At 45.6% G+C, this 15332-nt stretch carries 11 protein-coding genes and 1 pseudogene; 8 read left to right on the top strand and 4 right to left on the bottom strand.

Annotated elements, in window-relative coordinates; translation table 11 throughout:
* Together ACO6VG_RS24620 and ACO6VG_RS24615 are read right to left on the bottom strand one after the other, a co-directional pair.
* The gene (locus ACO6VG_RS24620) at window positions 1-219 is read right to left on the bottom strand and encodes a hypothetical protein (protein ID WP_422476099.1); all 219 of its coding nucleotides are present in this window, start codon (window positions 217-219) and stop codon (window positions 1-3) included.
* Window positions 220-567: 348 nt separating this feature from the next.
* Complete coding sequence (locus ACO6VG_RS24615) at window positions 568-1581, bottom strand: IS110 family transposase (RefSeq protein ID WP_422132667.1); 1014 nt, start codon at window positions 1579-1581, stop codon at window positions 568-570.
* A gap of 439 nt (window positions 1582-2020) precedes the next feature.
* On the opposite strand from ACO6VG_RS24615, the pseudogene ACO6VG_RS24610 reads away from it, so the two are divergent.
* The 5 genes and pseudogenes from ACO6VG_RS24610 to ACO6VG_RS24590 form a co-directional block, all read left to right on the top strand.
* Window positions 2021-2454: pseudogene (locus ACO6VG_RS24610) on the top strand (DNA topoisomerase); the annotation flags it as partial.
* Window positions 2455-3156: 702 nt separating this feature from the next.
* Window positions 3157-5013 carry a hypothetical protein gene (locus ACO6VG_RS24605; protein WP_422476097.1) on the top strand — a complete coding sequence of 619 codons (1857 nt, stop codon included), beginning with the start codon at window positions 3157-3159 and terminating at the stop codon, window positions 5011-5013.
* A gap of 130 nt (window positions 5014-5143) precedes the next feature.
* Window positions 5144-7072, top strand: a complete 1929-nt coding sequence (locus ACO6VG_RS24600) for a DNA topoisomerase III (RefSeq protein WP_422476095.1) — start codon at window positions 5144-5146, stop codon at window positions 7070-7072.
* 199 nt (window positions 7073-7271) lie between these two features.
* Window positions 7272-7616 carry a hypothetical protein gene (locus ACO6VG_RS24595; protein WP_422134733.1) on the top strand — a complete coding sequence of 115 codons (345 nt, stop codon included), beginning with the start codon at window positions 7272-7274 and terminating at the stop codon, window positions 7614-7616.
* A gap of 137 nt (window positions 7617-7753) precedes the next feature.
* The gene (locus ACO6VG_RS24590) at window positions 7754-8905 is read left to right on the top strand and encodes a hypothetical protein (protein ID WP_422476093.1); all 1152 of its coding nucleotides are present in this window, start codon (window positions 7754-7756) and stop codon (window positions 8903-8905) included.
* Between the two features lie 144 nt (window positions 8906-9049).
* Here ACO6VG_RS24590 and ACO6VG_RS24585 read toward each other — a convergent pair whose 3' ends face one another.
* Window positions 9050-9580 carry a hypothetical protein gene (locus tag ACO6VG_RS24585; RefSeq protein WP_422134731.1) on the bottom strand — a complete coding sequence of 177 codons (531 nt, stop codon included), beginning with the start codon at window positions 9578-9580 and terminating at the stop codon, window positions 9050-9052.
* A 442-nt stretch (window positions 9581-10022) separates the two neighbouring features.
* Between ACO6VG_RS24585 and ACO6VG_RS24580 the strand changes: the two genes are divergently transcribed.
* The 3 genes from ACO6VG_RS24580 to ACO6VG_RS24570 all read left to right on the top strand — a co-directional run bounded on the left by ACO6VG_RS24580 (window position 10023) and on the right by ACO6VG_RS24570 (window position 13380).
* Window positions 10023-11150, top strand: a complete 1128-nt coding sequence (locus ACO6VG_RS24580; RefSeq protein ID WP_422476091.1) for a hypothetical protein — start codon at window positions 10023-10025, stop codon at window positions 11148-11150.
* A gap of 345 nt (window positions 11151-11495) precedes the next feature.
* Complete coding sequence (locus tag ACO6VG_RS24575; RefSeq protein ID WP_422476089.1) at window positions 11496-12524, top strand: hypothetical protein; 1029 nt, start codon at window positions 11496-11498, stop codon at window positions 12522-12524.
* 175 nt (window positions 12525-12699) lie between these two features.
* Window positions 12700-13380 (top strand): hypothetical protein, encoded by a 681-nt coding sequence (locus ACO6VG_RS24570; protein WP_422138620.1) that lies wholly within the window; start codon window positions 12700-12702, stop codon window positions 13378-13380.
* Between the two features lie 555 nt (window positions 13381-13935).
* Here the strand turns inward: ACO6VG_RS24570 and ACO6VG_RS24565 are convergent.
* Window positions 13936-14838, bottom strand: a complete 903-nt coding sequence (locus tag ACO6VG_RS24565; RefSeq protein ID WP_422476087.1) for a transposase — start codon at window positions 14836-14838, stop codon at window positions 13936-13938.
* Window positions 14839-15332: the final 494 nt, after the last annotated feature.

Below are 15332 nucleotides of genomic sequence, written 5' to 3'. Positions count from 1 at the left end.
CTAGTGCAGCCAAGCCTTGATATCCATACAGCCCACTCGTTCCGATACTCTGAGGTCGTCATTCCCGCGAAGGCGGGAATCCAGCGCCAACAGCGGGTCTCTGCCTTCTCGCGGATGAAAAGGCCAGGGGGGCACCGGGCAGTATGGTTCTGGTGGTGAGTCTGTGTGGATTCCCGCCTTCGCGGGAATGACGGGAGGGGAACCAGGCTTTTGCGACACCCTCTGTTGCGTGGGAACGAGGGGTGTATGGATATCAGAGCTTAGCTGCACTAGGAGCCTTATATGGTCCGCCCCGTTTTGCAAGAGCCTGTTTTGTTAATTAGCAAACAAAGATAACTGCAATCATATATACGGCCTATTCATGAGGTCTAACCCTCTGGCCCTGATGGGTATCCGCGCAACCTGGCCTTATCAGTCCGACGGCCTCAAGGGCCAAGACTCCTATCAGGTTTCAGGTTGCCGGTTTTTACCTGTTTGCCATCAACTGTACATGCTCATCGCAATCTGCGGGGGGGTTCCCCTTTGATTAAGCTTATGCTTTACTTTGCCGCTGCCGCCTTTACCTCATTATGCAGCCTTGTAAACTTCATTTCGGGTCATGATGACCCAGACAATCCGAGCCATTTTATTAGCCAGACCAACGGCGGCAACGTTGTGATTGCTGCGCTCATTAAGTTGGCTAACCCATTTTTTACAGCGGTCATCCTTATTTTTGAGGCAGTGGAGTACCGAACGTGCGCCGTGTATCAATAATGTGCGCAGGTATTTATCACCCCGTTTACTGATGCCCAGCAGGACTGACTTACCGCCTGTGGAATGCTGTCTTGGAACTAATCCCAACCATGCGGCAAGGTGTCGACCAGATTTAAAATACGTCGCATCACCAACGGCTGCCTTCAATGCTGTGGCAGTGATGGCTCCGATACCCGGCATAGTCATCATTCGACGACATTCGTCGTCGTTTTCAGCCAGCTCCTGAATTTTCTGGTCATACTGTTGAATACGCTTGTCAAGACTGGCCAACTCTTCTGATAAACCATGTAGCAGCTCACGAGTCAGCGAATGGAGTCCATTTTCAGCATCTTCCAGAATTCGTGGAAGCTGTGCACGAACTTTACCAATACCCTGGGCAACCACAATACCTTCTTCCAATAGTGACCCCCGGATCTGGTTAACCAGGGCAGTTCTCTGATCAACCGCTTGTTGACGATAGCGGTGCAGAAGTTGCCAGGCCTGCTGCTCTGACGTTTTAACAGGTACAAAACGCATGCTGGGCCGTGAAGCTGCTTCTGCAATCGCTTCAGCATCGTTGTAGTCATTTTTGTTGGTCTTGACATAAGGCTTGACAAATTGAGGTGAAATCAGCTTGACAGTATGCCCATAGTTCTTGAATAACCGAGCCAAATAGTGAGCACCACCACAAGCTTCCATAGCGATAATGCATGGCTCCAGATTTGCCACGTACTCCAAAAGGTTCTTCCTGGACAACTTCTTTCTGATGACTTTGCTACCCTGGTCATCAACACCAAACAGGTGAAAGTTGTTCTTGCCAATATCGATACCAAGTACTGAAATAGTCATGGGTGGTTCGCTCCGGTTAATCCTGTTTAAATGGTTAACTCCATTTTGGCTCATTTGAAGCCGTTTAGGAGGGGCGGACCATCCCATTAGACCGAGAATAGACTGCCCTACTGCGGCGGCAGCAAATTGGTCTGTAAATCCGCTTTTGTTCGTCAAATAGCTCGCTATTCTCCTCACAAAACCGAATTTTCATCCTTAATTTTCTGACGTCCTCGCTACGGGCGCTATTCTCGGTCAGGCTCCTAGAAACCCCGGAGACCCTGCCTGTCTGGTTATTCGGGGCTAACACAGGACCAGAAAGAAACTTACCCAACTGGCCAGATACTTAGGAAAAGGTCAAAGCCTTGGCCTGTCTGGTTATTCAGGGCTATGACACGGCCAGAAAGAAACTTATTATAGGCAGCTGTACCATTTATCTGATGTAACTTTTGTTGACCTGATGCGTTTAATCATTGCTGAAAAACCCAGTCTGGGCAGAGCCATAGCCGATGTTTTGCCTCGCCCCCATAAACGACAGGATGGCTACATAGAGACCGCATCCGGTGATGTCGTCACCTGGTGTATAGGCCACCTGCTGGAGCAGGTCCCTCTGCAGAAAGGCTCTATGGTATCAATTTAACCCGTGCCTATACCGTTCTTGGCAAAAAGGCAGGTTATGGTGGTTTGCTTTCTGTCGGTCGGGTACAGACTCCGGTTTTGGGCCTGGTGGTTCGAAGAGACGAAGCTATTGCCGATTTCCAACCCAAACCTTATTTCGAAGTCTTTGCCCTGCTGGTGACTGATCAGGGTGAGTGTTTTTCCGCTCTTCAGATTGATGCTGCCAAACAGTTAAGGATGAGTGCCAAGGAAGTGTTGGATGTCTGTCAAAAGCTTTCTAAGTAATCCTTTAGTACACAACCATACGAAATCATATCTTCTGACTCATTGTTCAGACACTCGCGGCAACTGCTCCTGCGTTGCTCTAGCTCCTGCATCCATGCAGTCGTGATGCGTTGCAACTCTGGTCACATAGCTTGCTATGTTCCCGTCGTTGCGCCTTGCAGAACACCTGCCCAATAAGCCAGAAATATTCGATTCCGTATGGCTGAGTACTTTTAATTTCTTGAAATTTTGTCTATTGAACGTCACTGGCTGGGTACTCTTTACTAAAATCTTTAGCGAGTGAAGAGTAGCTTGTTTCAAAAACATTTGCTTACCTATGATTGGAACTAAAGTTTTTTGTCATTTGTTCATCTTTTATATCTGAGGAAATTCAGGAAATACATCACATGGCTTTCAATCGGGTTGATGTCATTTAAAAAATCTTCCTGTGATATTGATGTACTTCATAAAAAATGAACTACTATTTCTATCCTGTTAACGGAACTATCATACACTCTGATTGTGATTGCTACATCGAATCGATCAGGAAAGATGTCAGGTTTTAGCTTTCAGCAGAGAGGTTCTATGGTTAGGTACTTATAACAGCCTGCCTCAATACAGGCGTTGATTTCTCAATTATCTGATGCAAATAATCGTAACCCGCAAAAATTGTCGGTATCAGGTACGCTTGTTTCATAGGAGGTCTGATACATTATGCAGCTAAAAAACGTCTACAAAACTTTTACATTAATGATGATTTTGTTACTGGCTCTTTTCCTTAATTTTTTGCCATCATCGGTCTGCGCTACACAAGTCGATATGGATGACAGGGAGATCAACCTCAAATCGTCCTTAGTCAAATGGTTGCTGGCACTGAATGCAAGGCCCTATGTTTATTATCCCAATGAGCCAAAACTGATTTTGGCAACAATAGCCGAAGATGGTCTGGATGACTTTGCCTGTTTACTGGAAGTCAACAAAGAGCTTCGTCGTGATAAAGCTTTTAACAATATTCCTGTTGAATTGACTGTACAGAGCACTCAATCTCAGAAAAAAAAGCTCTACCGTGCTTTTTCTGAAGCTTCTGATCTGAAAATTAATTGGATTTTTAAGGATGAAAGGCAGGAATACGACACCAGTTCGATGCAGATGGAGTTCGGAAGTTTTACCCTCTCCCTGTCAACCTGGGCAGGAATGAGAATCCCCAGTACATCCAACTGGTTGGGAATTGGTCAGTATTCTAATATTGGTGCCGGAGGCAAGAGTTTGGCTGAGAGCTTTATTGTCAGTTTATGGCTGGTAGAAAATTTTCACCAAAGATCTGGAGTCAGTAGCCTTGAATCTATGCCTTTGAATCGTCAAACCATGAACTACATCTCGGACTTTCGGTTTGAAGGTTATGATTTGTGTCAAAATCTTACAGAGTGCTCAATTAAAACAGAACAACATAAGTTCTCTATTGCTACGCCAAGGTTTGGTCTGGGTGAACTGCACCTTGGGTTACCCTTTAACTCAGAACTGATCGAGAAAGTTGATAATTACGAAATTTCAGATGACAAAACGTCAACTTCACTGTATGAAGATTTAAAGCAATTACTGCAAGATAGGCCATGGCTGGGACTTGCTCTTACGGGTCGTAGTGATTTGGATGCTCAGGCAGAAGCTATTCAGAACGTGTCGTATTATACCGCTTATTACGACGATGAAGCCTTCTTGAAAGAGTATTTGGAGATTATCAGAAGAATAGATCCGGGTGACATAAAAATTGTTACCGACCTTAAATGGTCAATGTTATCAACAGAATCCTTTAAAGAAATGCTCAGTGAACTGGGTTTTGGCAATGTTCATTACAAATCAAACAGTGCATCAAATAGCTATTGTCAGCGCACAACCTCTGAATATAAAAAAATAACGTATAGCGATTGTGACCCTAATGTCTCTGAATATAGAAAAATAACGTTTATCGATTCTGGTTTTATTGATAACGACAATGCTTACAATGCTCTGGCTTACTTCTCTCAACCATTAACCCTGGTTACAGGAGATATCAACCTGGCCAAAGCCATCACAATGAATAAGATTCCTTTTTACCAATGGCGTCATTTTCAAACTCAGGTGAACGAACATCTTCAATCACTCTGGCAAGGCACAGGCCTTGAGTCATTTTTCGTGAATGACTATCAGCCAGAAATAAAGGCAGCAGCACTGAATCAATTTAACCAGGACTCACCGCTTCGTCGTCAGACAAACAAGCAAATCATTAAGGCAAAAAACGCCATGCCTGATCTGCTGGATGTTGTATGGCTGGTCCACTGCCCCAATGCTGAAGTTTGGCGTCTCGATACACAAGTTAAGAGAAAGTTGGTACAGGGTGAGAACAAGGAATTATTTGATGAAATCAAAAACACAGAAAGCAAGGATATTCGTGATATTTTGGCAACCAAGGTACTGATTCAGCACATATTCGATCAGAATACCGGTTATGATAAAGAACAGCTTGACGAATTCTTCAAGTTAATTAATGACTCAAGGCTCAGGGAGTACCTGCTATCATTGCTGAACGTATATTGAACCAACTGGCCAGATACTTGAAAAAGGCTGAAGCCTTGGGCTGTCTGCTTATTCAGGGCTATGATACGGCCAGAAAGAAACTTATTATAGGCAGCTGTACCATTGATCTGATGTAACTTTTGTTGACCTGATGCGTTTAATCATTGCTGAAAAACCCAGTCTGGGCAGAGCCATAGCCGATGTTTTGCCCCGCCCCCATAAACGACAGGATGGCTACATAGAGACCGCATCCGGTGATGTCGTCACCTGGTGTATAGGCCACCTGCTGGAGCAGGTTGAGCCTGAACAGTATGACCCTGCCTTCAAGCAATGGCGTTTTGAACATTTGCCTATTGTTCCCCAGCAGTGGCAACTGCAACCACGAAAAAACACTCGCTCCCAGTTATCGGTGATTCGTAAGCTATTGAAAACGGCTGATGTCATTGTTCATGCCGGAGACCCGGACAGGGAAGGGCAGTTGCTGGTCGATGAAGTGTTGGATTATCTCAAACTTTCACCAACCCGCAGAAAAAGTGTCCGTCGTCTTTTAGTGAATGACTTGAACGGTCCGGCAGTTAAGAAAGCCTTCGATCGAATGCAGAGCAACTCTGATTTTGTACCTCTCTCTGTTTCCGCTCTGACACGCTCCCGTGCCGACTGGCTCTATGGTATCAATTTAACCCGTGCCTATACCGTTCTTGGCAAAAAGGCAGGTTATGGCGGTTTGCTTTCTGTCGGTCGGGTGCAGACTCCGGTTTTGGGTCTGGTGGTGCGAAGGGACGAAGACATTGCCGATTTCCAACCCAAACCTTATTTTGAAGTCTTTGCCCTGCTGGTGACTGACCAGGGCGAGTGTTTCAAGGCCAAATGGCAACCCAGTGAAGCCTGCCAGCCCTGGATGGATGACGAGGGCCGTGTACTCGATCGTCGGCTGGCGGAAAATGTTGTCAGCAGGATTCAGGGCAAGGAGGGGACAGTCTCTAAGCTGGAGAATAAAACGGGCAAGGAATCGCCACCGTTGCCCTATTCACTTTCCGCTCTTCAGATTGATGCTGCCAAACAATTAAGGATGAGTGCCAAGGAAGTGCTGGATGTCTGTCAAAAGCTTTATGAGCAGAAACTGGTGACTTATCCCCGATCGGATTGTCGTTATCTGCCTGTGGAGCATTTCAGGGAAGCACCGGAAGTGCTGGGCGCGATACGAAGCAATGATGAAAAACTGGCCAGTGCTGTGGACGGTGCATTACCCGACCGCAAAAGCAAAGCCTGGAATGACAGCAAAGTAAGCGCACACCACGGTATTATCCCGACCACCCGAAGAACTGATCTCTACAAAATGGGTGACCGGGAGCGCAACTTATATGGCCTCATCGCCAGACAGTATGTGGCACAGTTTTATCCGGATCACCGGTTTTTAGCTCGTAAAGTCAGTGTCACCCTGGAAGGCGGGCAATTCACGGCCAGCAGCAGGGAGGTGCAGGAAGAAGGCTGGAAAGCCATTTTTCCCCGCAAGCCGTCCGTCTCTGAGGATAAAGAGGACGGTCAGAGGTTGCCGGAATTGCACAGGGGGCAGGCACTGCTCTGCAAGGATGCGGATTTGGCAGAAAAGCAAACTCAGCCACCCAGACCTTTCACCGACGCCACTCTGCTGTCGGCCATGACCGGTATTGCCCGCTATGTTAAAGATACCGGGATCAGGAAGGTGCTCAAGGAGACCGACGGTCTGGGTACCGAAGCCACCCGGGCAGGTATTATAGAATTATTGTTCAATAGGAAATATCTTACCCGTCAGGGTAAAAACATTCATGCTACAGAGACCGGGAAAGCATTGATAAAAGCTCTGCCCGAGCCTGTCAGTCGTCCTGACATGACCGCCCGCTGGGAAGCCTCACTGAATCAGATTGTAGAGAAAAAAGGCTCTTATCAGACTTTTATGAGTGAGCTGGAACAGCATCTGGTTCAGTTGTTGCGGGAGGCCGGGCACTCTGGAACCATTAATGTACAGGGGTTGCCTCCGGTATCGCCAAACCGCTTCAAGAAGAAAACCCGGCGTAGAAAAAACTCTCCTCGAGCCTCCTGACAAAGATCCCTGAGTGTGAACGAATTCAGCGTTCCGTTTCTGCCTGGTAAGATGTTTGTCCAAGAATTTTCAGTTTCTGGCAAAGGCTGTGTTAGAGTGCCCCAGTGGTTCTTTTGATTCTACACGGGCAGATTCGTTGGGCTGACTCAGCCAACGTTTCTGGCATGGTTGACTATGAATTCGAACAGGATGATCCCCCATGTACAGAGCTTTTCTGGCCATTCTGGTTGGGTTGGGTATGACCGGACTGGCATCCGCATCGGATAATTACTCATACACCTGTGACCGCAGCAATCAGGAACGAAAGATAAGCGTCATCTATCTTCAGCGTGAATCCAGCCTGCCCTGTGAGGTCCGCTACACCAAAGGCAGTGATGAAAAGACACTCTGGAACGCCACTTACACTGAAGGCTATTGCGAAGGTCAAGCCTCAGAATTTGTGAAAAAACAGGAAGGTTGGGGTTGGAATTGCACCCTCGACCAGCCAAAAACCGGTGGCAGTCTGCCAGAAGATGCCGAAACGAGAGCGCCAGAGTCCGGCTGAATACCTGCTGATCCGGGCTTAAAGCTAACCACATTCAGGCTGGCAGCATGAATCTGAATCATGTTCGATCGCGGTAGTTAAACTTTCTGGGGTAATCAGGGTCTAAGAATTACCAGTAACTGATTCAGGAACACCTCATGCTGCCAACCCGCTTTACCCATGGGCAGGTTCTTTCTGCTCTGCTAATCCTTCTTCTGTCTGTGCAGTCGTCTCTGTCGTTTTCTTCAGAAAGTTGTCAGACAAGCGAATGCAGTGGCTTTCGAGGCTATAGGTTTCCTTTAGCAGCCCTGTTTGTCTCTGCAGTGACCTATTATGCATGGTCTGAGACGCCGGACGTTCCTTTATCCGGTGAGCATGAATCCTGCAGTATTCACCCCTTCGAACTCTGGAAGCCCAGGCTGGACAGAGAATTCTGTCAGTCCCTGGTTTCCCTGAAAGACCGCACAGAAGCGTTGGAACTATTAAGGCAAACGGGAGCTATGCAGCCTGCGACAGTGGCTTGCCATAACTGGCAAGCTGAGCTGGCAGACTATTTCAACTGGCGTTGGCCAGGAAACAACGCCAGCCAATGGCAGCAAATACCTGTAGGGGCTTTTAAGCAAGTGCTTGACATCATCGAAGAAACTGACTTTATAGGTATTCTGGCTCGCTCTGCCTCGATCTATTCGTTGAATACGATACAGATCAACAGTCAGCAGTTTATCCTGAAAGGCTATATCAACAGTGGCTTTATTATTGTCCCTATGTTGAAAGTGGCTGAATGTTATTTTGTACCCGAAGAAGAGCCGGTGGCTTTTGGTTTCGATGAGTGGAGTGGGCTAATCGGGGGGCGTATTCATTCCCTGTTCAAAGCCGTGAAGGGGCGTTCTCTTGGGGTCTGGGTTGCTGAGTCTCGCAAACCCTCAAGCCAGGTTGATCTTGATGCCTTGTTCTCGGAGTTTGGGCAAGTTCTGGCGAAGTTTCACCTGCGTCACAGAACTTCAAATTTCAATGGGATTTATACTCTATCCAGAGCGGTTCACCATGACCTGGATTTCAAGAATGTTTTTTATGATGAAAAGACGGGTTTCTCGCTGATTGATACCATTGGGCTTTCTATTTCAGTGCTGGAACCCTCCGAAATGATCCATGATCTGAGTCAGCTCTTTGAAGATATGAACAGAAGCAGGATATCAAAGAGAGGCTTTATCAGGGCTTACGCAAGTCAGTGGCCAGAAGAGACTCAGGCAGTTATCAAGGAGGACTTGGCAGTACTTCAATTGGCGCTGAAGTTGAGATATAGCCCGTAACGTTGGCCCTGAGCTTGTTATCGAAGCCAGAGCGGCAGTCGGGGTCTTTTGAATACACGCTGAATTACTTGGTAGATCATGAAATCGACACTTCGATCTTTCACACTCTCAAAAGCTTTCAAAAGCTTTCAAAAGTAAAAATTACTAATTTGTATCTGAATTGGGGCGGTGATTTTTATATTTAGAGTATGCCACCATGCAACCAAGAGCTGTCCAGCACATGTTTGAATAAAGGTCAGTATAATCAGGTTTTATTTGTCCTTTGTTCATATATTGCATTAAATATGCGGGGGGCTTATGAAATAGGCAATCGGCTAAAAAAAATGTTGCGATTGTGGCAATCGGGCGTCCTACTCTTGAAGGCAAGCATTTATATACAGGTCTAATAATATATTTAAAATGAATCATATCTTTACATTCACTGAATGCCAGTTCAATAGACCCGCAGACTCTGGAAACGGATCTATCAAAAATAGATATGCAATTGCCAGCTATTTTTTTTACCAGCGAACATTTTCTTTTCAGAAGTGGTATTTTATTATTTCTGGCTAAAAGTTTTCCTTCTTCATTGAACTCTTTACATAAATAAACAGTTTTTTTTGCACCAGTATTTTCTGACATGTGATCAGTAGAGTTAGAAAAGCTCAAAGTTTTTTCTTTGCAAGCACCTATCATTCGTATACCCCACATGATTTTTTATAAATAATTACTACTTTTGACGCGTATTAAAAAAAATAGTTCCTTAAGTACCTGGCCAGTTGGTTTCGCATATTCTGGCAAGTGGATTTTTTCATCCTTCAAGGCGCAACGACGGACGCGTAGCCATAGCTACGCAACCAGAGTTGGAACGCAGAAGGATGGAAAAAGCCGCCGTCCAGAATATGCGAAACCAACTGGTTAGGTACTTACTAGTTAGACCTGATAACAGCAATGTTATTAAGAAACCAAAGCGTCAACGTGGATCAGTGAGCCTCTTCTTTGCCGATCAGGATTCACCAAATAATCTTACTCAGGCTGGCAGCATGAATCTGAATCGTTGAATGATGTTCGATGGCCGTTGAACTCTCTGGAGTTATCACGGTCATAGAATGATCAGGATCTGATTCAGGAGTACTTTATGCCGTCAAACCGCTTTGCCTGTGGGCAGTTACTTTCTATTCTGCTGACCTCACTGTTCTTAATGCAGACGGCACCTTCATTTTCTTCAGAAAGTTATCATACAGAGCCATGCCGTCGCTCTGGAGGGCATCGGTTCTCTTTGGCCGTCCTGTTTGCGTCTGCAGCTAACTATTTTGCATCGCCCGAGACACCACACTCGCCAGAATCCGGGGAAGATGAATCCTGTACTATCCAGCCCTTTGAACTCTGGAAGCCAAAACTGGACCGTGAATTTTGTCAGTCTCTGATTGCCAGTAAAAACTGCACAGAAGCTTCGAAACTATTAAGAAAAACGCAAGCCATGCAACCTGCAACAATGTCCTGCGATGATTGGCAAGCTGATCTGGAAGACTATTTCAACTGGCGCTGGCCGGGGAACAACGCCAGCCAATGGCAACAAAATCCTGTGCATCACAGAGGGTTACAGTGGGTGACTGACACCATGGATGAAGCTGAGTTCATAGCTCTTCTGGCTCGTTCTCCTTCGGTGTTTTCGTTGGACAGGATCGAGATCAACGGTCAGCCGTTTATTTTGAAGGGCTATGCGGACACTGGCTTTATGATTACCCCCATGTTGAAAGTGGCAGAATGCTACTTTGTGCCAGAAGAAGAGCCCGTGGCTTTTGGTTTTGATGAGTGGAGCGGATGGGTCGCGGGGCGTATGCACTCCCTGTTCAAAGCCGTGAAAGGGCGCTCACTCCATGATTGGCTGGATGAGTCCCGTAAACCTTCAAGTAAGGTTGACCTTGGTGCCTTGTTCTCGGAGTTTGGGCAAATTCTGGCGAAATTTCACCTGCGTCACAGAGATTCGGATTTGGATGGAATTTATACTCTTTCCAGAGCAGTTCATCATGACCTGAATTTCCAGAATGTTTTTTATGATGAAGAGTCGGGCTTCTCTCTGATTGATACCATCGGGCTTTCTGTTTCAGTTTTGGAACCGTCTAAAGTGCATAATGACCTTATTATGCTGTTCAAGAATATGGACAAACACAGAATATCAAAGGGTAGCTTTATCAGTGCCTATGTAGGTCAGTGGCCAGAAGAAGCTCAGGAGAATCTCAAGCAGGAAATAGAGTCACTTTAAATCTTGCAACGAGACGTTTGCCCTGAGCTTGCTACCCAGGCCAAAAAGGGGGTTAAAGGGCGTCTTTTTTACCGGTCTGGACTAAATATAGAACCGTAATCAGGCTGGCAGCATGAATCTGAATCATCGAACGATGTTCGATGGGCGTTGAACTCTCTGGAGTAATTACGGTCATAGAATAACCAATATCTGATTCAGGAACATGTTATGCCGCGAAACCGCTTAGCCTTTGGGCCGTTATTTTTTATTATGCTGACCCTCCTGCTGTTAATGCAGTCCACATATTCTTTTTCTTTGGAAAGTTGTCCGACAGAGCCATGGAGTCGTGGAGGTTATCGGTTCCCTTTGGCCGTGCTGTTTGCGTCTGCAGCTGCTTATTTTGCATGGCCCGAGACACCGCAGTCGCCAGTAACCGGGGATGATGAATCCTGTAGTATCCAACCCTTTGAACTCTGGAAGCCGAAACTGGACAGTGAATTTTGTCAGTCTCTGACTGCCAGTAAAAACTGCGCAGAAGCTTTGAAGCTATTAAGAAAAACCCAAGCCATACATCCTGCAACAATGTCCTGCGATGATTGGCAAGCTGACCTGGAAGATTATTTCAACTGGCGTTGGCCGGGGAACAACGCCAGCCAATGGCAACAAATTCCTGTGCGTTACAAGGGCTTACAGTGGGCGACTGACAACACGGATGAAGCTGAGTTCATAGCTTTTCTGGCTCGTTCTCCTTCGGTGTTTTCGTTGAACACGATACGGATCAACGGTCAGCAGTTTATTTTGAAAGGTTATGCTGAAACTGGCTTTATGATTACCCCTATGTTGAAAGTGGCTGAATGCTACTTTGTGCCTGAAGAAGAGCCGGTGGCTTTTGGTTTTGATGAGTGGAGTGGATTGATCGGGGGGAGGATGCACTCACTGTTCAAAGCCGTAAAAGGGCGCTCTCTTCGGGATTGGGTTGCTGAGTCCCGCAGGCCCTCAAGCAGTTTTGATATTGAAGCATTGTTTTCCGAGCTTGGGCAAATTCTGGCGAAATTTCACCTGCGTCACAGGGTTTCGAAATTCGATGGGATTTATACCCTTTCCAGGGCGGTTCATCGAGACCCGAACTTCAATAATGTTTTTTATGATGAAAAGTCGGGTTTCTCGCTGATTGATACCATAGGGCTTTCTGTTTCTGTTCTGGAACCATCGGGAGTGTTTTACGATCTGAATCAACTGTTCTTAGAGATGAACGGAAGTCAGATATCAAAGGATGGCTTTACCAGGGCCTATATAAGTCAATGGCCGGAAGATGTTCAGGAGAGTCTTAAAAAGCAAATTGAGTCACTTCAGGTCGTGCAGATTAACTATACACCATCGTACCGTAAGCCTTGAATCAAGTAACAAGCCGCTGCACAAAGCAGGAGGCTTCAGTGTCTCCTGTTGCTGACTGGCCAATACTGATTTGTTTTTCAAATTGAATATGGCTGATTTTATGCCATTTTTAAGCAGCCTGTATGAGCGATGCAGGCGAATTTCTATGTTTTTTAAATTGGAGTAAAAAATAATCATGCTCAATCCCCTGAACAAAAACATTTTGCTACTTTTTGCGAGCCTTTCTTCTGCTTTGGTAGCAGCAAACCCTATTGTGGAAGGAAACAGTAATGGCATTATATTTGATGCTTCCTGCCCGAACGGAGAAAAGGTTTGTAAAAATCATCCGATTGACTGCCTGGGCGGCTGTGCGCTCAATGCATCAACAGGGGAAACTGTGTTTCAGTGGGAACGCACTATTTTTACAACCAAAGCCGACAAGGCTTCACGGCTTGATATTCAGGCAATGAAAAAGTGTCTTGGCCGCGAAGCCATCCGCACTGCTTTGCTCAAGGGGCAGGAAAACATGCAGGATACCGGTTCAGAGACATTACCCTGTACAGTCACTGGCTCGGAATGGCAATATATCTACCCCCAGTATCATATTTCGGCGCTTACACAGCCTGCTTGTGACAAAACCGAATCTTATCTTGATGAACTGACAGGCAGTTGCCAGAACTGGAAAAATACCGTCTCTGAAGCCGGACTGTGGGTCGGGGTCGGGGCGGCTGCTGTGGTTGCTTTGGTTACATCCTATTTTGTTATAGCACAGGTTGGCAGATGCACCGGATGGTTTCATTGGTTCACTCTTGGAGATGGTGTAGGTATGTGTATTAGAAAGTTCAAATGCTCCGGGTACGTGAGACCCGGCGGTTAATAGAAGGAAGAGGCAGGCATTCTTGCCATTAACAAAAAGCAAGTAAATTTTATGTAGACCATTCAACCGAAGCCGTTCAGGAGATTCTTCAGGAGCTAATAGAATTACCTTAACCATTGCAGCCAGGTGCCAGAGCTTGTCTAAGGCTTCGACAAGCTCTGGGCTAAGTATCAAAATTTTGAACTTTTTCGGAAAAATATGGACTAATAAAAGGTATGAATTGGAATTGTAAAGGAGTACTTCCATGTATTTATCCATAATTCCCTCGCAATCTCAGCCCACCGAGGCAGATACAGCCTGCCAGAAAGTTCAGAGCTCGAAAATAAATGTTTAAAGGACATCCATATAAAAAAAATGTTTAAAGGACATCCATATAGGAAATGTTTAAAGGACATCCATATAAAATACAATCAAACCCTGACAGCCACTAAAAGGTAAATATTAATCGTTTATCAGAACAAACAAAAAGCGAATCACTCAAAAGGGAGAAAAGTCAGAAATAGCAAAGCTTCCCATATAACAGGGGAAACTAATAACTACGGAAAAGTTGGTCAATTAACTTACGCCATAAAATAAACGACTACAGGCGAACATCCCCTGTACCCAATGCTGCCCCATTTCCTGAGCAAAAGTTTTCATGGCTTCCAGCTTGCCCACTGCCCGATAGAAGCGGCTATTCCATCTCATGGTTTTGAGCCATTCATTTGAATCAATTTCCAGTCGGGTCAGAATGGGTGGAATATCTGAAGGGATTGAACCTTTCTTATCAGATCGAACTGCACGCCCACTCCAGTCAACCAGCTCAAGATAATCGTGAAGAATATAAGGCAATGCCTTAGCCGGGTTTTGCCCTTGTGATCGAAAAGGCAGAAGGGTGATTGGCTGCTTTCGGGTATCAGAGCCTGCCAACTTTTCAATTCGTTCCTGGATCGACGTGTAGTCTGACTCTTCTGGTGTTTCCGATATTTCGGCACGGATCGGATTCAAGTCAACATAGGCCATGCAGGTCAACAACGCTGCTTCATCCAACAACGCCTGACTTTTAAAACGCCCCTCCCAGAATCGACCTCTGCAGCCATCTTCCTGGTTAGCCTCACGGGCAAGATGTTCGTTCAGGCAACGCATGAACCAGCTGATGTTCGTTAATCGATTTCGATACTCTTCAACAAATTCGTCCACGCGAGCCAGTTCCGAATGACTCAGCTGGTCAGCAGCAAGATACCTCTGAACCAGATGCGGACCTGTGAAAAGCCTTGTCCATCGATGTAAAATTTCCACTCGTGTCCACTCTCTGGCGGGTTTCTGATTGATATGCAAAACCACATGATAGTGATTCGACATGACAGCATAGGCGCAGACTTCTATAGAAAAGATTGAAACCAGTTCCCTGAGCTTGTCTACAACCCACTGCCGACGGTGCTCGTAATTTTTGCCCGTTAAATGATCTTCTCCACACAAATATGCTCTGCGTACGCACCGAGCTATACAGTGATAATAAGGTGTGGAACCTGGGTCGATCAGAGAACTTCGCGCACGGGTCATAATCTCTCCTGCCGGAACTAAAAATCAGCAACAAGAAAAAAGTAGACAAGCTGGTTTGTTTGTCAAATATAAGGGGGTCTTTTTATTCTTTTTTATGGGTGTCCTTTTATTTCTTTTTGGGTGTCCTTTTATTATTCCTTTATTATTTTTCTTATTTTTGGGTGTCCTTTTATTTTTTTATGGGTGTCCTTTTATTTTTCTTTGGGTGTCCCTTTATTATTCTTTTGGGTGTCCTTTTATTTTTTCTTTTATTTTTTCTTTGGGTGTCCTTTTATTTTTTGTTTATTTTTTATTATTATTTTATTTTCTTTATTATTTTTTTCTTTTATTTATTACGATCGCCCCGGGCTAGTCGCAGCTTTCGACATGCTCAGGGCAACCTCAGGTCAACAGAGTGTGAGTCTATCCGC

Origin of the sequence: Endozoicomonas sp. ALB032, from assembly GCF_049310125.1 — a bacterium.
Taxonomy (GTDB): domain Bacteria; phylum Pseudomonadota; class Gammaproteobacteria; order Pseudomonadales; family Endozoicomonadaceae; genus Endozoicomonas_A.
Note: the sequence above shows the minus strand (reverse complement) of the source record. Positions and strands in the feature narration are given on the sequence as shown.

Bases quoted from the DNA above. Each gene is read 5' to 3' on its own strand.
- ACO6VG_RS24615 (WP_422132667.1), bottom strand. From the start codon at position 1,581: ATGACTATTTCAGTACTTGGTATCGATATTGGCAAGAACAACTTTCAC.
- ACO6VG_RS24605 (WP_422476097.1), top strand. From the start codon at position 3,157: ATGCAGCTAAAAAACGTCTACAAAACTTTTACATTAATGATGATTTTG.
- ACO6VG_RS24600 (WP_422476095.1), top strand. From the start codon at position 5,144: ATGCGTTTAATCATTGCTGAAAAACCCAGTCTGGGCAGAGCCATAGCC.
- ACO6VG_RS24595 (WP_422134733.1), top strand. From the start codon at position 7,272: ATGTACAGAGCTTTTCTGGCCATTCTGGTTGGGTTGGGTATGACCGGA.
- ACO6VG_RS24590 (WP_422476093.1), top strand. From the start codon at position 7,754: ATGCTGCCAACCCGCTTTACCCATGGGCAGGTTCTTTCTGCTCTGCTA.
- ACO6VG_RS24585 (WP_422134731.1), bottom strand. From the start codon at position 9,580: ATGATAGGTGCTTGCAAAGAAAAAACTTTGAGCTTTTCTAACTCTACT.
- ACO6VG_RS24580 (WP_422476091.1), top strand. From the start codon at position 10,023: ATGCCGTCAAACCGCTTTGCCTGTGGGCAGTTACTTTCTATTCTGCTG.
- ACO6VG_RS24570 (WP_422138620.1), top strand. From the start codon at position 12,700: ATGCTCAATCCCCTGAACAAAAACATTTTGCTACTTTTTGCGAGCCTT.